The organism is Acinetobacter lwoffii (genome assembly GCF_019048525.1).
Classification (GTDB): Bacteria; Pseudomonadota; Gammaproteobacteria; order Pseudomonadales; family Moraxellaceae; genus Acinetobacter; species Acinetobacter lwoffii_K.
The window spans coordinates 1,764,262-1,784,307 of record NZ_CP077369.1 but is presented as its reverse complement, the minus strand read 5'-3'; the positions used below and the strand labels follow the sequence as shown (position 1 = coordinate 1,784,307).

Sequence of the window (20,046 nt, the reverse complement as noted above, 5' to 3'; positions counted from 1 at the left end):
GGATTATTCAGCGTCGATCGCAAGCGCGTCGTTGATGAGCTGAGCTTGTTGTTTTGCATGCAAATATGGTGAACCACATGCCGGTGCAGCAGAAGCTTCACGGCCTGCATAGCTAATACGTACTTGTTTACCCGCTTTCATCACGTCGTCATATAGACGCGGTGCGATGAACAACCAAGCGCCTTGGTTCTTCGGTTCTTCTTGCGCCCAAACAAGTTCTTTAACGTTTGGATATTGCGCAAGCACTTCTGCCAGGCGTTTTTCTGGGTATGGATATAATTGTTCAATACGTACAATTGCAGTGTTGTTCAATTCTTTTTCACGACGTTTTTCAACTAGGTCGTAATACACCTTACCACCACACAGAACCAGACGGGTTACATCTGACTTGTTGATGTTGTCTACTTCATCAATCACGGTTTGGAATGTACCGTTTGCAAGCTCTTCAAGGCTAGATACAGCAAGCTTGTGACGAAGTAAAGATTTCGGCGAAGTAACAATCAATGGCTTACGGATTGGACGAATCGCTTGACGACGTAATGCGTGGAAAATCTGCGCAGGCGTAGTCGGTGTGATGACTTGCATGTTGTCTTCAGCACATAGCTGCAAGAAACGTTCCAAACGTGCAGATGAATGTTCTGGACCTTGACCTTCAAAACCGTGTGGAAGAAGCATAGTTAAGCCACATACACGCTCCCATTTGGTTTCACCAGATGAGATGAACTGGTCAATGACAACCTGTGCACAGTTTGCGAAGTCACCGAATTGTGCTTCCCAGATGATCAAACTCTTAGGAAGAGTCGTCGCATAACCATATTCAAATGCCAATACAGCCATTTCTGACAACAAAGAGTCATAGATTGCAGTACGCGGCTGGTTTTCTTTCAGGTTACACAGTGGAAGATAAGTTGAACCATCTACCTGATTATGCAGTTTTGCATGACGGTGTGAGAAAGTACCACGACCTACGTCTTCACCCGTTAAACGAAGCAAGTAACCATCATCTAGTACAGTTGCATACGCCAGAGTTTCAGCAGCACCCCAGTTCAGAGGCATTTCACCCGTTTGCATTTTCAGACGGTCATCAATTACTTTTGCAACTTGACGCTGCATCACGAAGCCTTCAGGAAGCTCACGCATTTTCTTGCCAAGCTCTTTTAGACGTTCGATTGGGAAAGTTGTATCCCACTCGTCTGTGTACTCATGACCTAAGTAAGGAGTCCAATCCACAAACATTTTTTTGTTTGGTTCAAGTACCAGTGCATTGGCAACGTGATTACCCGCTTCCAGGTCTGCACGGTAGTTTTCAACCATCTGATCTGCACTTGCACGATCAAGAACACCCTGTTGCACCAGTTGATCCGCATAAAGCGTACGCGTAGTCGCTTTCTTGTTGATCACTTGATACATCATTGGTTGAGTTGCAGCTGGCTCATCCGCTTCGTTATGACCACGACGACGGTAGCAGAACATGTCAATCACAACGTCTTTACGGAACGTATGACGGAAATCATGTGCCAATTGTGAAATGAACACCACAGCTTCAGGATCATCACCATTGACATGGAAGATCGGTGCCTGAATCATTTTTGCGATGTCAGTACAGTATTCAGTAGAACGCGCGTCACGTGGATCAGATGTCGTGAAACCAACCTGGTTGTTAATCACAATGTGCACTGTACCACCCACGGTATAACCGCGAGTTTGTGACATCTGGAAAGTTTCCTGGTTGACGCCCTGACCTGCAAATGCAGCATCACCGTGTACAATTAATGGCAATACGTCATCGCCGCCAATGTCTTTACGACGTACTTGACGTGCACGTACCGAACCTTCAACCACAGGACCAACGATTTCAAGGTGTGACGGGTTAAATGCCAATGCCAAGTGAACTTCGCCACCCGGAGTCATGACGTTTGAAGAGAAGCCTTGGTGATACTTAACGTCACCAGAACCTTTCTTATGAATAGATTTACCTTCGAACTCACCAAACAGGTCAGCCGGGTTCTTACCCATGATGTTAACAAGAAGGTTTAAACGGCCACGGTGAGGCATACCGATCACAACTTCTTTACAGCCTACAGAACCTGCACGCTGAATAATTTCGTTGACCATCGGGATGAATGCTTCACCACCTTCAACGCCGAAACGTTTGGCACCAACGAATTTATTACCAAGATATTTTTCTAGGCCTTCAGCTGCAGTTAAACGCTCAAGGACATGTTTCTTTTGATCAGCATTGAAGCCATATTGACCGCGTGCACTTTCTAGACGTTGTTGAATCCAACGTTTTTCTTTGGTGTCCACGATGTGCATGTATTCAGCACCGATTGAACCACAGTAAGTGGCTTCCATTGACTGAACCATTTCAGCCAAAGTCGCTTCTTCTTTACCGATCGCCAGGTTACCAGTATTGAATACTGTGTCTAAGTCAGACTGAGTCAAACCATGCGCAGCCAGATCTAGATCAGGCACAACTTCACGCTTCGCCAAACCTAATGGATCCAGTTTTGCTTTCTGGTGGCCACGGTTACGGTACGCAGCAATCAGCTGTAGCACGCCAATTTGACGACGTTCATGCTCTGAGCTGACTGTCGACTGAACAATAGGCTGAATACGGCTTGAATTGCGACCTAAAAGTAGGAATTGCTCACGTACATTACTGTGTGGTTGATCACCTTTTGGGAATTTATCGAAGTACGCTCTCCAGTCAGCACCCACTGAGTCTGGAGCAGTCAGATACTGCTCATAAAGTTCTTCAATATACGCTGCACTATCAGCGGAAAGTTCAGTGTCAAGACGCAGAGCGTCAGCAACTTCTTGCATTTGTGGACCCATTTCCTATTGCAAAAACATTTTCAGGATGCTTTTTAAGCAAAACCCAGGATTATTAGCATCAAATTGGTAATATGATACTAGTCCCCCATAAGGCATAAGCCATGAGGCGTTATCACCACACCAAGAAAATCTTGATATGTTTAATGAACAATAACGCCCCTCAGCGGCATCATCACTCATTGAATACCCGATCGAAACCGGGCAATTTTTTGCAAATCGACTTAGAAAAAAGCAAGCATTAACAAAGATTTTTTCTAAAGCGACTCGGGTCTACCTTTTATATACCAGTCCCTGATTATGCAGTGTTTAAAAAATGTACCTGGCGTGGCATTTTTTAAACATAGTCATGGGCTAAATGCTAACATGTTCTCAACTTTTCAATTGATTTTTTTGACACATACCTTCCATAAATTGGCTAAATACAGTTCAGATATTTTACTCTAATATATGGTGCTTTATCTCAAAAATAGATTCAATGTAGACTTAAGTCCTAAGCATTTCCGATAAATAAAAAGAGAGCAAACCTTTCAATCCACTCCCCCCTTAAATTTCCGTTATATAATAACATCGTTCTTGCTATTTTTCAGGTCAGTTTTACATCTAAAAATCATAAATACCCAAAATAATCACATGTTCTTCTTATATGGCACTCAAAGCCATTACCCTTTTCCTGACTGTTTCACTCAACTTTATACATTTTAAGTATAGTATCTTTATTTTTATCCTATGATTTTTTAATTTTTCCAATAGTTTGCATAAAAAAAGCACACCTGAAGGTGTGCTTTTTTCTAAACTGCGAAGAGCAGCCTATTAGCCTGCCATATCTAAAAGCATATTACGGATGTGACCGATTGCTTTAGTTGGGTTCAAGCCTTTAGGACATACAGATACACAGTTCATAATGCCTTTACAACGGAACAATGAGAACGGGTCGTCTAGACGAGCCAAACGCTCTTGTGTTCCCGTATCACGCGAGTCAATAATGAAGCGGTAAGCGTTCAACAATGCTGAAGGACCCAAGAACTTGTCCGGGTTCCACCAGAATGACGGGCATGAAGTTGAACAGCATGCACATAGAATACATTCATATAGACCATCAAGATGCTCACGCTCTTCAGGAGACTGTAAACGTTCCTTAGGAGGCGCAGGCTGGTTGTTGATCAAGAATGGATGGATCTTGTTGTACTGATCATAGAACTGGTTCATGTCAACCACCAAGTCTTTCACTACAGGAAGACCAGGCAATGGACGAACAGTAATTTCATTTGGTAAATCGTTCAGGTTCCAAAGACACGCCAAACCGTTTTTACCATTGATGTTCACGCCATCAGAACCACAAATACCTTCACGACATGAACGACGGAACGTTAAAGTTTCGTCCTGTACTTTTAATGCGAGAAGTGCGTCAAGCAACATACGGTGCTTGTCAGTCAGTTCCAGCTTAAAAGTTTGCATGTACGGTGCTTTATCCTTGTCAGGATCGTAGCGGTAGATATGAAATGTACGAGTACCTCTACTCATCTGAATTCTCCTGATTAGAATGTACGTGGTTTAGGTGGAATCGCGTCAACCGACAATGGACGGTAACGAACTGGCTTATACTCTAGACGGTTGTCTGCAGAGAACCATAAAGTGTGCTTCATCCACTCATCATCACGACGACCATATGGGTATTCAGCATGGTCTGGAGACTCTTCAAAGTCTACAACCGTATGTGCACCACGGCATTCTTTACGCGCTGCAGCTGAAATAAGCGTTGCTTTCGCAACTTCATACAAGTTTTCAACTTCAAGTGCTTCAATACGTGCAGTGTTAAATACTTTAGATTTGTCTTTCAAGTGAATGTTGCGTACGCGCGGTTCAATTGCAAGAATCTGCTTCACACCTTCGTCCAGAAGCGCAGATGTACGGAATACACCAGCGTGGTCTTGAACGATATCACGGATTGCATCAGCAACGTCTTGAGCATTCTCACCGGTAGTCGATTCGTCAAGTTTACGAATACGTTCAACAGTTTCTTGAAGCACAGTTGTTGGAAGCGGCTCATATTCGCCATCGTGCTGTTTAGTCACATATTCAATGATATGTTGACCAGCAGCCTTACCAAATACAACCAAGTCAAGCAATGAGTTCGTACCTAAACGGTTCGCACCATGTACAGACACACATGAACATTCACCGATTGCATAGAAGCCTTTTACTGGCTTAGCAAAGTCACGACCTTCGGCATTTGTAGAGTAAACATCGGTGTCTTTGTTGTAGTTAGCAACAAGCGCTTCAGTTTCACGAGACTCAGGAACAACCACCTGACCATGAATATTCGTTGGAATACCACCCATTTGGTAATGGATTGTTGGTACTACAGGAATTGGCTCTTTAGTGATGTCAACGTTCGCGAATTTCTTGCCAATCTCGAATACAGATGGAAGACGTTTCATGATCGTATCCGCACCTAGGTGCGTCATATCAAGCAGGATGTAATCGCCTTTAGGACCACAACCACGACCTTCTTTGATCTCTTGGTCCATAGAACGTGATACGAAGTCACGTGGCGCCAAGTCTTTCAAAGTTGGTGCATAACGTTCCATGAAGGGTTCGCCGTCTTTGTTACGAAGGATTGCACCTTCACCACGACAACCTTCAGTCAACAATACGCCTGCGCCCGCAACACCCGTTGGGTGGAATTGCCAGAATTCCATATCTTGTAATGGAATACCTGCACGAGCAGCCATACCAAGACCGTCACCAGTGTTGATATAAGCATTTGTAGATGCACGGTACACACGACCAGCACCACCAGTAGCGAACAAAGTCGCTTTTGCTTGGAATACTGCAATTTTACCAGTTTCCTGATCAATTGCTGTAACACCAAGAACGTCGCCTTTTTCGTTACGGATCAGGTCAAGCGCAATCCATTCAACGAAGAATTGAGTGCCCATTTTCACGTTGCTTTGATAAAGCGTGTGAAGAAGTGCGTGACCGGTACGATCGGCAGCAGCGCATGCACGTGGCACAGCTTTTTCACCGTAGTTTGCTGAGTGACCACCGAATGGACGTTGGTAAATTGTACCATCAGCATTACGGTCGAATGGCATACCCAGGTGTTCAAGTTCATAAACCACTTGAGGCGCTTCACGAGTCATGAACTCGATTGCATCCTGGTCACCTAACCAGTCCGAACCTTTTACAGTGTCGTAGAAGTGGTAGTGCCAGTTATCTTCTTGCATGTTACCAAGAGATGCACCAATACCACCCTGCGCTGCAACAGTGTGCGAACGAGTTGGGAATACTTTAGTCAGAACCGCAACTTTCAAACCAGCTTGAGCAAGTTGGTAAGACGCACGCATACCTGAACCACCACCACCAACGATGACAGCGTCGAAAGTTTCGTGCGGAATATTTGTGTAATCTTCTTTAGGGTTTATAGCGCCCATGATTGTTTCCTATCAATTCGCCCAAAAAATCTGGATCGCCCAGATTGCATATGCAAGTACAGCAATGATCACTGCTGAAGTCAGTACAAGGCGTAAACCTGAAGCTGAAGGACCCATTTGACGAGTAGTCACATAATCCGTGAATACCTGCCACATGCCGATCCATGCGTGTGCAACAAGAGATAAGACCGCCAATAAAGACATGATCTTCATTGGAACTGTCATCATAAAGCCGTACCACTGTTCAAAGTTGAAACCACCATTCAGTAGAATCCAACCCAGTACAACAACGGTATAAACAGCTAGAACTACAGCACTGACACGTTGAAGAAACCAATCGCGAGAACCTGAACCTGTTAAACCAGTAGCGCTTTTCATTAGAGTACGATCCATACAAATGCTGCAACAATACCGATTGCAGACAAGATTAATGCGATAGTAGATGCAACACGGCCACTTTCTAGTTCTTCAGCAACGCCAATGTCAGCAAGTAAATGCTTAACACCCGCAATAAAGTGAAAAATCATGCCGGCGACAAATACCCATACAATAAAGCGGACAATGAAACCGTTAAAGATTTCTTGAACTTGCGCAAAACCTTCAGGCGAAGACAATGACTTGTCTAAAATCCATAGAAGGACCGGTACGAGTAAGAATACGATAACACCTGAAAGACGGTGTAGAATTGATGCAATAGCCACGGGTGATTTTAAGTTTACTTCTAAAACTTGACCCATGGACAAATTGACAGGTCTGTTGCTTTTCACAGCGGGCATCCTGTAAGTAAAAACTCCATCCGGAGTTTGTTGGAATTAATTCGAAGGAAAGCTGGCATTCTCAGGCAAATACATGCCTAAAATCAAAACGACACTGAATTATAAAACGTGAACTATTAAAATACAAACGGCTGAATTTGGCTTTTTGGATAAAAAACTATTAAATAAGAATCATTAACAACAATAAGTCGGGCTTAATATATTATTCCGCCCTTTCAATTCCTATTTATATGATTGTTTTTAAATAATTAAGATGATCAATTCACTCGGTTTTAAGCCTGCAGGACCATGTTTGAGTTTTAGACTAAAGACGCACAGTTCCATCACAAATATTATTTAAATCTCTTTTTAATTCAGATTTAAATCAAGCGCCTATATTTAACAGACCACTTGCCCCAATTCAGCAGCAGCACAGTGATTCAGATAACCTGATGTTAAATAGCGACTTAGTGCATCAGATGATGGGTTTTTCAATCAATTTGAAGCATTTAGATTCAAAAAATCATTCATTTATTTTTATACTGCCTCCCTTTGCTGCAAAGTTGGCCATTTATTAAGCTACTTTTTAATCAATTGAACCGGATTCAAAATTCAATTAATTGCTTTTATTTATAATTCTACCTCTGAAATTCAACTTGGTAAAAACGATGTAAGTTATGAGATTTATATAGTTTTAAGCATGCTCACCTTAATCTCTCACCATTTTCACCCGCATTTCTTGCTAGGAAAAAACGCTTACAAATGCCCCAAGCAGTCTATTTTTTTCTGCACCTCTGCATCAATTTGACTTATTATAGAGGTTTGATGCTGTGATTTTACTGAACTTTTTATACTGAGCGAATATGACTAAACCGCTGTGCGGCCGTCATTTTTCATCCATAAGTATAATTGACAAAATTTCAGTACTCACTAATCTTATAGCAAATTTTTGATCCGTCCGTTTTGTGCATTAAAAGATTGATAGACAAAGCGGATATACATTCACCAGGACAGGAGATCTATTGAATGTCTGAAGCAACTGGCAAGAAAGCCGTTTTACAGCTTGATGGCAAAGAAATTGAACTACCAATTTACAGCGGCACATTGGGCCCAGATGTAATCGACGTTAAAGATGTGTTGGCTGCAGGTCACTTTACTTTTGATCCTGGTTTTATGGCGACAGCTGCGTGCGAGTCTAAAATCACGTTCATCGATGGCAACAAAGGTGTACTTTTACACCGTGGCTACCCAATCGATCAATTGGCGACTAAAGCTGATTACTTGGAAACTTGCTATTTATTGTTAAATGGCGAACTTCCAACTGCTGAGCAAAAAGAAGAATTTGACGCTAAAGTACGTAACCATACAATGGTTCACGATCAAGTTAGCCGTTTCTACAATGGTTTCCGTCGTGATGCGCATCCTATGGCGATCATGGTAGGTGTGGTTGGTGCGTTGTCTGCGTTCTATCACAACAACCTTGACATCGAAGATGTGAACCACCGTGAAATCACTGCAATTCGTTTAATCGCGAAGATTCCTACGCTGGCGGCTTGGAGCTACAAGTACACCATCGGTCAACCATTCGTTTACCCACGTAACGACCTTGGTTATGCAGAAAACTTCCTGCACATGATGTTTGCTACTCCTGCAGACCGTGATTATAAAGTTGATCCAATTCTTGCAAAAGCAATGGACCGTATCTTCACGCTTCATGCTGACCACGAACAAAATGCGTCTACATCTACAGTACGTTTAGCTGGTTCTACCGGTGCGAATCCGTATGCATGTATCGCTGCTGGTATCTCTGCACTTTGGGGCCCTGCTCACGGCGGCGCGAACGAAGCTGTTCTTAAGATGCTTGACGAAATCGGCACTGTAGAAAACGTTGCTGGCTTCATGGAAAAAGTAAAAACTAAAGAAGTTAAACTAATGGGCTTCGGTCACCGAGTTTACAAAAACTTCGATCCACGTGCGAAAGTAATGAAAGAAACTTGTGACGAAGTTCTTGGTGCACTTGGCATCAATGATCCACAGCTTGCATTGGCTATGGAACTTGAACGTATCGCGCTTTCTGACGAATACTTCATCAAGCGTAACCTTTACCCGAACGTAGACTTCTACTCAGGTATCATCCTTAAAGCGATTGGTATCCCGACTGAAATGTTTACTGTAATCTTCGCGCTTGCACGTACTGTTGGCTGGATCAGCCACTGGTTAGAAATGCACAGCGGTCCTTACAAGATCGGTCGTCCTCGTCAGCTTTATACTGGCGAAGTTCAACGCGATATCGTTCGTTAATTCGAACCGCGTCGAAAGACTCAAAAAAACCACCCTCTTGGGTGGTTTTTTTAGTGCTGACAAAAGCCTACAAAAAATTGACCTGAAACGTTTTAAAATGAATATATCAAAATCATATTCACGGATTAAGTCACCTAAAAATAGGATGTATATTGAATGCTGTTGTATTTTCTGCCCTTTATTTTGAGACTGGTTCGTTTTGAACAGTTTAAGTGCCGCAGTTTAACGTCTGGTGAAATCAAAATTTCCCAACAAGTATTTGGCAACCTGATCGACTATTCCCGCGTTAAAATCATGAATCACCCCTACCTGCCCTGGCAATCCACACATGTCATTATGGCGCCCAGTGGCTACATCCATGTACGCAATTTAAATTATCGCGAAGATTATTCGCGCGAGAGTTTATCTTATCAGGCACTATTTATTCATGAGATGGCGCATATTTATCAACATCAATGCCGGATCAATGTGCTTTTAAAAGGGGCATTTTTACAAAGTGCTTATTTTCTCAGCTTGGGAAAATATAATCCGTACAAATATCAATTTAATCCCAACAAATCATTTTCAACCTACAATATTGAACAACAAGGCGATATTGCCCGGGATATTTTTCTAAAAAAAATTCCGAATATTATTTTAAATCCAAAAATAAACAGATGATATTTAATCAGTTTAATTCCAAACAATATAGCTAAGGCATATTTTAAAAGCCAAAATTTAGATTTCAGTCTTTAAATCTACATAAGCCTAGATGCATAAAAAATCAGCATATTTTCTAATTTTATATAATAACTTTTTTCACTCAATGCCTGTTCTGCTAAATCAACTCTAGCTTATCGATAAAATTTCGATAAAATAGGCCGGTATGATTATTTTGCATCGCAGATTAAGATTCAATGATCATGCGATAAAAAGTTTTTTTATTTAAGCCATTTGGCATTTTATGAATATCGAAGTGCACTCAACTGAATAATTAGAATTATAAAAATCAGTAATTTAGTGTATCAACCTATAGGAATAGGATTTACTTGGAATGAAAAGTTTTAAAATTGCGATTGCTCAATTCTCTCCACATGTGGGCAATCTGGATGCAAATACGCAAAAAATGATTGATCTGGCCAATCAGGCTAAAAAAGATAAAGCGGATCTGATTATCTTTCCTGAACTTTCAACGCTGGGCTACCCTGCAGAAGACTTATTAATTCGCCCGAGCCTGGTGAAACGCACCAAAGCGGCTTTTGAAAAACTGACTGAAGTAAAAGATATTGTCATGGTCTTTGGTTTTGTTAATCAAACTGAAGATGGTCAGCGTTATAACTCGGCTGCTGTCATGAAAGATGGCGAAGTACTGGGTGTTTATAACAAGCAAGTGTTGCCAAACTATGGCGTATTTGATGAAAAGCGTTATTTTGGCGAAGGTCATCAGCATCTGGTTTTTGAGTATCTTGGACATAAATTTGGCGTACTGATCTGTGAAGATGTCTGGTCTTTAGCCACTGTTCAGCAACTGGCAAAATTGAATATCGACACAGCTTTGGTACTGAATGCATCGCCATATGAAGTGGGTAAACCACAACATCGCATTGAAACCATGGCGGCCTTGGTCAAACAGCTAAATATCAATCTGGTGTACTGTAACCAGGTCGGTGGCCAAGATGATCTGATCTTTGACGGTACCAGTTTTGTGCTCAACAAATCTGGCGAGGTGGCTTTACAGGCACCAACTTTCCAGGAAAATCTGGCAATTGCAGAATTTAATGCTGAACAACTGCAATTCAGCAAAGGTGCAATTGCACCTGCTTTAGACACCATGGCTGAGATTTATCAAAGCCTGGTCATGGCTACACGTGATTATGTACAGCGTTCTGGCTTCCCAGGTGTGATTCTGGGACTGTCTGGCGGCATTGACTCTGCCCTGACCCTAGCGATTGCTGTAGATGCGCTTGGCGCAGACAAAGTTCAAGCTGTGATGATGCCTTATACCTATACCGCACAAATCAGTGTGGAAGATGCAGCGGCTCAAGCCAAAAATATGGGCGTGACTTTCGGTATTGCCGAAATCAATCCAGTGGTAAGCGGCTTTATGCAGGTGCTATTCCCGTTCTTTGGCAACGCTCCAGTCGATGCTACCGAGGAAAACCTGCAAGCACGTTCACGGGGCACCTTATTGATGGCCCTATCTAACAAATTCGGTAATCTGGTGCTGGCAACCGGTAATAAGTCTGAACTAGCTGTCGGTTATTGCACCCTGTATGGCGATATGGTCGGTGGTTATGCAGTTCTGAAAGATGTGTATAAAACCATTGTGTTTGAACTGGCGAAATATCGTAACAGCATTTCAGAAACTCCAGTGATTCCGGAACGTGTGATTACCCGTCCACCTTCAGCAGAACTGCGTCCAGATCAGGTCGATCAAGACTCTTTACCTGCCTATGACATTCTAGATGCGATCTTGTACTCTTATATTGAAGAAGATATGAGTCAAGACGATATCATTGCCAAAGGCTTTGATGCTGAAGTCGTGAAAAAAGTGATTCGTCTGGTTGATATCAATGAGTACAAGCGCCGCCAAGGTGCCATTGGACCACGTATCAGCTCACGCTCTTATGGCCGTGAGCGTCGTTATCCAATTGTGAATGGCTGGAAAGCAGGTAGCTAAATTCTGCTCTCAATGATGTAAATCAGAATCGCCCAAGGAATGCTTGGGCGATTTTTTTATGCGGCAGTAAAATGAAGAATAGCCCCAACATCAAGAAGGAAAAATAATGTTTTGTGGAAACTAAAAATTAGTGGATGCTTCAAATATTTTTTTGTAGTTTGCAGTGCTTTTTAAAAGACAAAAAAAGAGACCAAGCTGAGAGCTTGGTCTTTTAAAATGGTGGCTATGACGAGACTTGAACTTGTGACCCCCGCATTATGAGTGCGGTGCTCTAACCAACTGAGCTACATAGCCGTAAACTGTGTGCGCATTATCGTAATTTCAGCTTCTATCGTCAAGCATTTTAAAAAACAAATGTTCAGTCTTTATGCAAATACGGAATAAACTTTTAAATTTTAAACAAAAAAGGGTTTTTTAGTATGTAATTCACGCATTCATAGCACCATTTAATTCTTCGAGGAATCATTAGATGTATAAAATCAAAATATTTATTTTACTCATTGGCCTTTCAAGTCTGAGTGCCTGCCAGACCATCTCGCCTATTTTCGTAGATTATAATGGCGTCAGACGTGATGTGGCACAGTGGATTAATCAGCAGCAACTGATGAGCATGCAGCAGAAAAGGTCTTTGGCACAACTCAGCAGAGCACAGCAGAAAATCGAGCGCTATCCGGAATATGATCAGAGCCAACGACTGGCGGTAACCCGGGAAAATCAGATTGCATTACATTGTGCGCGTTTACATGTGACAGAACATAAAATCCGGCAGCTACAGCAAAAAATTTATGCAGGTGAAACTCAAACAATTTTAAATCGCTATGAACAGCTGTCACCGCAAATAAAATTAGACCCGACCTCTATTCGATGTGATTAATCACTGTCTTAGGCTATCACATTAATTACATATAAATTATTAACTTAGGCTAAATAAATCACCCAATTAAATAGCTCTAAACAGGTGCTTCATTTTTTAATCTATTAGACATTATACCTATGTATTTACTTGGTTTTATTTTTATACAATACAGGCTATGATCAAAGTATAAACAACTATTCGTACCCGGTTTAACGCGTCATAATTTTATAACTCTAAATTCCCCTCAGGAGAATTCTAATGCCTTTTGAACATATTTTAGTACCTGTTGACGGTTCAGAAACATCGTATGCTGCAGTGGATAAAGCTGTAGAAATTGCCAAAGCATTTAACAGTAAAGTCACAGTGGTTCAAGTGCTGGCACTGGACCCTTATATCGCTGCGGAATATATCTCTGCGGCACAAACCAATGACCTGATTGAACGTGCCCGTACTTCCATCCTGAAAACGCTGGATGAAGCCAAAGCAAAATTCTCTGGTGCCGGTGTTGAAGTGGATACACAGCTCCTTGAGGGTCAGGTAATTTATAGCGAGATTGTCAAAGCAGCTAAAGATTTAAATTCTGACCTGATCGTGATTGGTTCCCATGGTCGCACGGGCTTCAAAAAGCTGTTCCTTGGCAGCGTAGCGCAAAGCATTCTCGGCCAAGCGGATATCCCAGTAATGGTGATTCGCAACTAAGTTATGTTTAAAATCCCCACTTTTCACCAAGTGGGGATTTTTTTTATATCTTGACCAGACCATCCCATTGATAGCGTTTTAAATCCAAGCGATCACCTTTAAGAAAAATTCCTTCCTGCATGAGTTTTTGCTGCTGGATATTCTGGCCATGTTCGTCCAGTTGCTTCACACTGATTTTCGCCTGGGCATTGATCACCCGATACCAAGGAATATCAGTGTCCGAATCTAGATGACTTAATACCCGTCCGACCAATCGCGCATGTTTGGGTAAACCTGCCAGTCTAGCAATCTGTCCGTAGGTGGCGACTTTGGCATACGGAATCTGATTGACCACAGCCAAAATCATTTCTGCCATTTCCTGACTGGCTGAACTTGTCTGGGTCATTTTCATCTCATTAATAGCTTATTTAAATCAAAAATCACAATTCACCCCCAGTAAAAAAGCTATAGGAGAGTGATTAAGCCTGATGAAATACGCTGATTCAAGCTCTCATCTCACTATAAAAACCAATCTAACAGTCTCTTGATCTTCTAAGTTTTATCTTTAGAAATTATCCGGATTTTCCAGTCTTTTTACTTCCTGAACTTTATCTGGATGATGCACCGTGGCAACGCCCTCTGCATCTTTCTGATCAATCAGAATTTCTGGCTGAAAGATAGTAATAGTCTCATTTCCTTTGGCATCTTCTCCAACAATATAGCGAAAACCCTTACGATTCATTTTATGACACATGCGTTGATACCAGCCTTTAAAGCCCTGCGTCTCTTCATTGGGATTATAATAAAACGCATTCATCACCGCAGGCAGGCCCAAGCCACATACCACACCGGACAATAGCACTACAATAAAGGTATAGCCCACCAGAATACTGCTATAGGCTTCCAGCTGAGGAACATTGGCGACCGCCAGAATTAAGGCCAAAGAAATCCCGCCCCGTACTCCGCCCCAAGACAGGATGGTCAAACTGCCGTTATAGCTTTTCTTGCTGACTTTTGGGAACATGGCAAAGGCCAGATAGTTGGCTGCAAAACGGGCCAGATGTAGAATCACAAAAGCCACCATTCCGCCCAGAACCAGACTGGTACTCAAGTCCAGAATAAACAATTCTAGACCAATCAGGGTAAACAGGAATGAATTGATAATTCCCTCAACCGTATGCCAGAAATGATTAACGTCACCAATTTCAGCATCTGCCAGGATTTCTTTCCATTTATTGCCAACAATCAAACCACCAATCACACAGGCAATTGGCGCGGAAGCATGTGCCAGCAAAGCCACCAGATAGGAACCACAAGCCAGCAAGGCCGTGGTCAAAATCAGAGATTCCATTTCATGCTTACCGCGCAAAATCCGCAAGATCGCAAAACCGAATCCGAGACCAATCAGCACCGCCACGACAATTTCATAAAGCAAGGTTTGCAGCACTGCCAGTACCGTAAAGTTTTCACCTTGCAGAACATTGAGCAAGGTCATAAATAAGGCAATACACATTGCATCATTAAACAGTGATTCGCCTACTCTACATTTACCAATATGGAATTTTACTGTAGAATTATAAATATGGAATTATTACAAAGTTAATTACTTATGTTGGTAGAAGATCGTTATAAGTATCCATTAAAAAGTAAACATGTATTCTTTTCCGAATTGGTTTGATACTTTCTCCACCCATTGCTCTATTTTGTCAGCTGTCATGACTTGAAAATCTCGCCAATAATATTTCATCTGCTTCCATACCATCTCGATTCGATTTAACTCAGGGCTATAAGCTGGAATAAAATACAGATTCGTCGAAAAGTTAGTTTTAAGTAGCTCTCTGTAATCAGCCATCTTTTTACTTCTATGAATCGAGGCATTATCAACAATAAGAACCAATGGAAGGTTATATGTCTGTTTTACTCGTTGAGCTATTCCAGTTAAATAGGCATAAAACCAAGTACTTGTCACTGACTCTTGTAAACAGCTTGTCACCAGTTTCCCCGTTGAAAGCAAACACCCCATGACATTAACTCGTTTTAATCTTATTGCATCAACCGCATGAACATCACCTATCTTTGTCCACGCATAGCGGTTATCAGGTGTAGATGAAAATCCTGTTTCATCAACATAACCTAATATAATTTCACCACGTGCCGCTTGCTCTCGTAATTCTTCAATCTGCTGTGTTGCTTGTTCAAATGCAATCGGATCTCTTTTTTTTCAAGCTATGACGGGTACGCTTGAAGACCATACCTGAATCACGTAAAAACTTACGAATGGTTTCAACAGACACGGACACTTCGTATTCTTCATGTAGTTTGACTCGGATTTGTTCTGCATTGAGTGGACTTGTATTGACCCAATCTAGGATTTTCGCCTGATAGTCTGAGATCAATGTATTGGGTCGACCTGAGCGATGACCTTCTTTAATCGATTCAAACTCATACAATTCCCAACGTCGGCGTTGTAGCCTTATGGTTTCTGGGATACGTTCTTGTAGAGTGGCAACTTCCGCAACACTTTTACCTTCGGAAAGCCAGAGAATAGTTTGGGCACGTTGCCTTTCACGCCAATGTTTTGCATGCTTGACCAGAAAAATGAGTCGTTCTCGCTGTTCTAAACTAAGTGGTACAGAAACAATTCTAGGCATGTGTGAACATCTGTTAACTAAAAAAACCTTTTCGCATCATTAGTTATTTTTGTCAACTTAAGAAGTGGGACCACCTCTAACATAGTTAAGTGCCACTTACTATCCAAGTAGGAGAAGAATTACTATCAACGGCCAAACAGCACGGTATATCCATTAAGATAAAAATATGCAATTAGCATAAAATATGGAATTTATTATTGTTTTTATGCTGATTTTATCAATAAAAAGTATAGAAATATGGAATTTTAAATACGATTCAATATCCCAATGTATTTCAATGCTTTATCGAAAATTCCATATTACTAATTATAGTGTACTCACCTTCAAGCTTGACAATCAAATGATGCGGTGCGCGAACCGAACTCAATACGCCTTTGATGCCGATCGGATCTGTGGCGCCCAAGGCCGCCCCTAGCAAGAGCAAAACCAGCAGGTCAACATGTTTACCAATCAGGAACTGATAACCATACAACACCACACCAAAGAACACTGCACAGAACACCAAAGCCAGACCAGCCAAAATACTGATCGGCCGCCAGTGGTTACGCAAATCTGAGACCTTAAACTTCAGCGCAGATGAAGTCAGGATAAAACAGATCACACCATTGATCAGAAAGTCATAGAAATCGACGTGACGAACAGCCTGCTCGATATTGTCAATATTGATGCTAAAGAATGGATTACCATGCAGTAAACTGGCGCCCCACTGCAAAATGAAAACAAAGATTGCAGAGACAATAGGGACACCGATCGCTTGCGGAAAGCCTAAAACGCGCTTATTAAACATGGTCGTGGCAATAGACAGAGCAAAGACCACCGTGAGTAGCTGAAGAAAAAAGAAATTTCCCATTCGGTTTCCTAAAATCGGGCGATATGGAGCACTATGCGCCGAGAGGCGTTGTTAAAATAGAGATTTAAATAGCAAGGTATTCTGGCAAAACAAGTTTAGTCCGCTTTTTTATCGAATTGAGTTAAGTTTCTTTTCAGTATTTTCGAATGATGATTTAACATACAGATCAGCACTCGGCTTTTGCTTTCCCATCATTCTATTTTGAATTTTTCTCCCATGCATCAAACTGTCAAAACCATTTTTCGTCTCTGTTTTGCCAGCGTGATTTTTCTGATCACGTTGTCCTTATGTTTTACCTGCTTTGCTAAAATTCAGGAAATTCTGCAAGCAGAACAGCATTATCAGCAAGCCACCAGCATTCCCTTACAAAGTTCAACCGGGGAGCAGTATGTATTGGTGTCCAATAACCAGCGACCGGACAATGCCATTTTTATTCTGATTGCAGGAAATGGTTATGTGGCCAAAATCAATTGTGAGCATTACAGCGCTTTATGTAGCGATGAAGACAATCAATCGCATACCCGACAAATCCAGAGCGTTGACTTAATTAAAGCGGGAAATCTCTTCTATATTGAAAAAATCCAGTTCAGAGATAGCCGGACTGGCAAAGCAACTGCTTTAGAATATAACAAACAAGATATTCAGCAGTTTTATCAAAATGACATGAGCAACCTCAAATATACGGTCTTTGCAATTGCACTGTTTGCTTTGGCTGCATTATTCGTCAGTATCAAGATATTAAGAAATTTCCGGCGTTTTCTGCATAAATAAAAAAAGGAGCATCTGCTCCATTGCTGTCCCACAATTTTTCACAAGAGGAAGCTCAAATGAGCTTCCTCTTGTTTTATGGGTATTTTATCGGGTGAAAATAAAGCTTTTAAAGTTCTTCTTTCAAACAAATTCACTTGAATTATTCTGAGTAAACGTTGAACTGTCCAACCTGTTTTTCCTAAATGTTGAGCGAAACTCACCAATAAATAGGCGATCATCGCAATCCAGATTTGTGTCTGAATTGCGTTCCTGCTGCGGCCTAGAAACGCCTTTAATTTGAGATTCTGCTTAATCGCCTTAAAGAACAGCTCAACTTTCCAGCGGTCTTTGTAAATCGCTGCAATGGTGGAGGCGGCTAAATGAAAGTTATTGCTGAGAAAGCTAAAGTGCTTGCCACTTTGCTGATCTCTATATTCAATTCTTCTTAACACTGGGGCTTTTCTTTTTAGGGCATGTGCGCTATTCAGCTGAATGGTTTCATCTTTTAGAATACCTTTGGATTCAAGCACTGGATGTTGCTGGATCACCTGATACACAGATTTAGGCCTAAAACGTGTGACAAATCCAATGTTTTGAGCAGTCAGATTTGCATACCATTGGTAATCGACATAGCCTTTATCAAAAACTACAATGCTGCCAGCAGGAAACTGGAATTTGCGGCCTTGTACCATGTCATTTTCTTTGCCATTTTCAACTGCAACAAACTCAGGAATATCATTGCTGTGATTCAATCCTATACTGAGTTTCATGCTGGCTTTTGAGTCGTGAACTTTGGCCCATTCACATAAGGAAAGCGACAGGTCAATATGACTGGCATCCAAGGAATACAAGGGATTCTTAAAGCGAAATTTATGAGCTACTTTTGAGTGTTCATAGTATTTAAGCAACTTGTAAAATAGCTGTTGATACAAGGCAGCAGGCTGCTGCTCATTGATTCGTGCCAGCGTGCTTCGGGGAATAGACTTTGCTCCGAGATGACTTAGCTTTTCCTGTTGGCACTCCAAATTGGATTGAATATCTCTCAGACTTTGCCTACAAGAGAATTGAGACATCAATATGGCAATAAACTGATCCCACCGGGAAGCCGCTCTAAATTTCTGTCCAACATGGTGTACTTTAGCAAGTTGTTCAAAATCCTGTCGCACAACAGGTTTAATTAGCTCATGAAATACGGTATTCTGATGTGACAAAACCTGAATCCTGGTCGTTAAAGTGTTTGTTTGCACTCATATTTTAACTGTTAGGACTCAGGTTTTTTTATTTAAAGCAAACTATGGGACAGCAGTGGCATCTGCTCCTTTTTTTATCGAAGTCATTTAAATATTTTGATTAAAGGTATCACAATTCGCAACCTGACCGGATTTCAAGCCGGTATTAAACCATTGTACCCGCTGCGCGCTGCTGCCATGAGTAAAGCTGTCCGGCACCACCTGCCCGCGGGCACGTTTCTGCAAATAGTCATCGCCAATTTTATGAGCGGCATCCATCGCTTCCTGCACATCGCCCTGTTCCAAAAATTGGGTTCGCTCATGATTATGGTAAGCCCAGACGCCGGCCAGACAGTCTGCCTGCAATTCCTGACGCACTGAAAGCTGATTACTTTGCACTTCGCTTGCTTGCTGACGTGCTTGCTGTACTTGAGAAGAAATACCTAAAATCGTCTGGATATGATGCCCCACTTCATGGGCCACGACATAGGCCAGCGCAAAATCCCCCGCCTGATCATTACGGGAAAGTTCGGTGGCATTCTGTTCTCCAGTAATGCCCATTTGACTGCGCATATCTTTAAAGAATGCCGTATCGATATACACTTTCTGGTCTGTCGGGCAGTAGAAAGGCCCCATCGCCGCCTGAGCCGTACCACAACCAGAATTCACGATGCCGTTAAACAACACCAGTTTCGGTGGGACATACTGCTGATTTAACTGCTGCTGAAACACCTGATTCCAGGTATCTTCAGTATCTGCCAATACAGTTCCAACAAAATCAATCGACTCCTGCTGTTCTGGCGTGGGATTTTCCAGGCCACGTGTTTCTGCCGCACCCGATACCCCCTGAGTGACCTGCTTGGTGGTTTGATAAGCCTGTTGTGGATCGACACCGAAAAACTTCCAGGCCACAAAGGCCACAATCAATCCAACAATACTGATTCCGCCAGCTTTGGCACCACCACCGCGACGGTCTTCTACATTGCTACTGACACGACGACCTTTCCAACGCATAGTCTTTTCCTTTTCTTAATCTGCTTAATAT

General features: G+C 41.9%; 17 protein-coding genes, 1 tRNA gene and 1 pseudogene. 6 read left to right on the top strand and 13 right to left on the bottom strand.

Translation table 11 applies throughout. The features are described 5' to 3' along the window. Positions 1 to 3 precede the first annotated feature (3 nt). The 5 genes from I6L24_RS08240 to sdhC form a co-directional block, all read right to left on the bottom strand. Positions 4 to 2,826, bottom strand: coding sequence for a 2-oxoglutarate dehydrogenase E1 component (locus tag I6L24_RS08240; RefSeq protein WP_004279434.1), 2,823 nt, complete (start codon positions 2,824 to 2,826; stop codon positions 4 to 6). Between the two features lie 822 nt (positions 2,827 to 3,648). Beyond that, entirely contained in the window at positions 3,649 to 4,359 is a 711-nt protein-coding gene (locus I6L24_RS08235; RefSeq protein WP_004279433.1) for a succinate dehydrogenase iron-sulfur subunit, read from the bottom strand. A gap of 14 nt (positions 4,360 to 4,373) precedes the next feature. Next, positions 4,374 to 6,272: an FAD-binding protein gene (locus I6L24_RS08230; protein WP_004646289.1), complete on the bottom strand. Its 1,899-nt coding sequence runs from the start codon at positions 6,270 to 6,272 to the stop codon at positions 4,374 to 4,376. 12 nt (positions 6,273 to 6,284) lie between these two features. Next, positions 6,285 to 6,650, bottom strand: coding sequence for a succinate dehydrogenase, hydrophobic membrane anchor protein (sdhD, locus tag I6L24_RS08225; protein ID WP_004279431.1), 366 nt, complete (start codon positions 6,648 to 6,650; stop codon positions 6,285 to 6,287). Further along, positions 6,650 to 7,048: a succinate dehydrogenase, cytochrome b556 subunit gene (gene sdhC / locus I6L24_RS08220; protein WP_004279430.1), complete on the bottom strand. Its 399-nt coding sequence runs from the start codon at positions 7,046 to 7,048 to the stop codon at positions 6,650 to 6,652. The genes sdhD and sdhC overlap by 1 nt, the downstream gene beginning before the upstream one ends. Before the next feature lie 1,005 nt (positions 7,049 to 8,053). On the opposite strand from sdhC, the gene gltA reads away from it, so the two are divergent. From gltA to I6L24_RS08205, 3 genes are all read left to right on the top strand, one after another. Further along, complete coding sequence (gene gltA, locus I6L24_RS08215) at positions 8,054 to 9,328, top strand: citrate synthase (RefSeq protein ID WP_004279429.1); 1,275 nt, start codon at positions 8,054 to 8,056, stop codon at positions 9,326 to 9,328. A gap of 156 nt (positions 9,329 to 9,484) precedes the next feature. Continuing rightward, positions 9,485 to 9,988, top strand: a complete 504-nt coding sequence (locus I6L24_RS08210; protein WP_004730266.1) for a hypothetical protein — start codon at positions 9,485 to 9,487, stop codon at positions 9,986 to 9,988. 373 nt (positions 9,989 to 10,361) lie between these two features. Then, positions 10,362 to 11,987: an NAD+ synthase gene (locus I6L24_RS08205; RefSeq protein ID WP_004730268.1), complete on the top strand. Its 1,626-nt coding sequence runs from the start codon at positions 10,362 to 10,364 to the stop codon at positions 11,985 to 11,987. A gap of 217 nt (positions 11,988 to 12,204) precedes the next feature. Here I6L24_RS08205 and I6L24_RS08200 read toward each other — a convergent pair. Then, positions 12,205 to 12,281 (bottom strand) — tRNA-Met (locus I6L24_RS08200). Between the two features lie 175 nt (positions 12,282 to 12,456). On the opposite strand from I6L24_RS08200, the gene I6L24_RS08195 reads away from it, so the two are divergent. Together I6L24_RS08195 and I6L24_RS08190 are read left to right on the top strand one after the other, a co-directional pair. Further along, positions 12,457 to 12,861: a hypothetical protein gene (locus I6L24_RS08195; protein ID WP_004730270.1), complete on the top strand. Its 405-nt coding sequence runs from the start codon at positions 12,457 to 12,459 to the stop codon at positions 12,859 to 12,861. Between the two features lie 240 nt (positions 12,862 to 13,101). Next, entirely contained in the window at positions 13,102 to 13,542 is a 441-nt protein-coding gene (locus I6L24_RS08190; RefSeq protein WP_004279425.1) for a universal stress protein, read from the top strand. Between the two features lie 43 nt (positions 13,543 to 13,585). On the opposite strand, the gene I6L24_RS08185 is transcribed toward I6L24_RS08190, so the two are convergent. The 5 genes and pseudogenes from I6L24_RS08185 to I6L24_RS08165 form a co-directional block, all read right to left on the bottom strand. Next, positions 13,586 to 13,927 (bottom strand): MGMT family protein, encoded by a 342-nt coding sequence (locus I6L24_RS08185; RefSeq protein WP_004730272.1) that lies wholly within the window; start codon positions 13,925 to 13,927, stop codon positions 13,586 to 13,588. A 159-nt stretch (positions 13,928 to 14,086) separates the two neighbouring features. Continuing rightward, entirely contained in the window at positions 14,087 to 15,103 is a 1,017-nt protein-coding gene (locus I6L24_RS08180; RefSeq protein WP_262443118.1) for a cation:proton antiporter, read from the bottom strand. 57 nt (positions 15,104 to 15,160) lie between these two features. Next, positions 15,161 to 15,700, bottom strand: coding sequence for an IS630 family transposase (locus I6L24_RS08175; RefSeq protein ID WP_228761479.1), 540 nt, complete (start codon positions 15,698 to 15,700; stop codon positions 15,161 to 15,163). A gap of 16 nt (positions 15,701 to 15,716) precedes the next feature. Beyond that, complete coding sequence (locus tag I6L24_RS08170) at positions 15,717 to 16,172, bottom strand: helix-turn-helix domain-containing protein (RefSeq protein ID WP_004647755.1); 456 nt, start codon at positions 16,170 to 16,172, stop codon at positions 15,717 to 15,719. Positions 16,173 to 16,488: 316 nt separating this feature from the next. After that, a pseudogene (locus I6L24_RS08165) lies at positions 16,489 to 17,022 on the bottom strand (cation:proton antiporter domain-containing protein); the annotation flags it as partial. A gap of 216 nt (positions 17,023 to 17,238) precedes the next feature. On the opposite strand from I6L24_RS08165, the gene I6L24_RS08160 reads away from it, so the two are divergent. Next, on the top strand, positions 17,239 to 17,793 hold the full coding sequence (locus I6L24_RS08160) for a hypothetical protein (protein ID WP_004730281.1): 555 nt from the start codon (positions 17,239 to 17,241) through the stop codon (positions 17,791 to 17,793). Between the two features lie 38 nt (positions 17,794 to 17,831). Here I6L24_RS08160 and I6L24_RS08155 read toward each other — a convergent pair whose 3' ends face one another. Both I6L24_RS08155 and ypfJ read right to left on the bottom strand, forming a co-directional pair. Beyond that, positions 17,832 to 18,983 carry an IS4-like element ISAbe18 family transposase gene (locus I6L24_RS08155; protein WP_058951619.1) on the bottom strand — a complete coding sequence of 384 codons (1,152 nt, stop codon included), beginning with the start codon at positions 18,981 to 18,983 and terminating at the stop codon, positions 17,832 to 17,834. Between the two features lie 126 nt (positions 18,984 to 19,109). Beyond that, positions 19,110 to 20,015, bottom strand: coding sequence for a KPN_02809 family neutral zinc metallopeptidase (ypfJ, locus tag I6L24_RS08150; RefSeq protein WP_004646279.1), 906 nt, complete (start codon positions 20,013 to 20,015; stop codon positions 19,110 to 19,112). Positions 20,016 to 20,046 lie beyond the last annotated feature (31 nt).

What these genes read in the sequence shown, in the direction of transcription:
- I6L24_RS08240 (WP_004279434.1), bottom strand. Translation starts at nt 2,826, where the DNA reads ATGCAAGAAGTTGCTGACGCTCTGCGTCTTGACACTGAACTTTCCGCT.
- I6L24_RS08235 (WP_004279433.1), bottom strand. Translation starts at nt 4,359, where the DNA reads ATGAGTAGAGGTACTCGTACATTTCATATCTACCGCTACGATCCTGAC.
- I6L24_RS08230 (WP_004646289.1), bottom strand. Translation starts at nt 6,272, where the DNA reads ATGGGCGCTATAAACCCTAAAGAAGATTACACAAATATTCCGCACGAA.
- sdhD (WP_004279431.1), bottom strand. Translation starts at nt 6,650, where the DNA reads ATGAAAAGCGCTACTGGTTTAACAGGTTCAGGTTCTCGCGATTGGTTT.
- sdhC (WP_004279430.1), bottom strand. Translation starts at nt 7,048, where the DNA reads ATGCCCGCTGTGAAAAGCAACAGACCTGTCAATTTGTCCATGGGTCAA.
- gltA (WP_004279429.1), top strand. Translation starts at nt 8,054, where the DNA reads ATGTCTGAAGCAACTGGCAAGAAAGCCGTTTTACAGCTTGATGGCAAA.
- I6L24_RS08210 (WP_004730266.1), top strand. Translation starts at nt 9,485, where the DNA reads ATGCTGTTGTATTTTCTGCCCTTTATTTTGAGACTGGTTCGTTTTGAA.
- I6L24_RS08205 (WP_004730268.1), top strand. Translation starts at nt 10,362, where the DNA reads ATGAAAAGTTTTAAAATTGCGATTGCTCAATTCTCTCCACATGTGGGC.
- I6L24_RS08195 (WP_004730270.1), top strand. Translation starts at nt 12,457, where the DNA reads ATGTATAAAATCAAAATATTTATTTTACTCATTGGCCTTTCAAGTCTG.
- I6L24_RS08190 (WP_004279425.1), top strand. Translation starts at nt 13,102, where the DNA reads ATGCCTTTTGAACATATTTTAGTACCTGTTGACGGTTCAGAAACATCG.
- I6L24_RS08185 (WP_004730272.1), bottom strand. Translation starts at nt 13,927, where the DNA reads ATGACCCAGACAAGTTCAGCCAGTCAGGAAATGGCAGAAATGATTTTG.
- I6L24_RS08170 (WP_004647755.1), bottom strand. Translation starts at nt 16,172, where the DNA reads ATGCCTAGAATTGTTTCTGTACCACTTAGTTTAGAACAGCGAGAACGA.
- I6L24_RS08160 (WP_004730281.1), top strand. Translation starts at nt 17,239, where the DNA reads ATGCATCAAACTGTCAAAACCATTTTTCGTCTCTGTTTTGCCAGCGTG.
- ypfJ (WP_004646279.1), bottom strand. Translation starts at nt 20,015, where the DNA reads ATGCGTTGGAAAGGTCGTCGTGTCAGTAGCAATGTAGAAGACCGTCGC.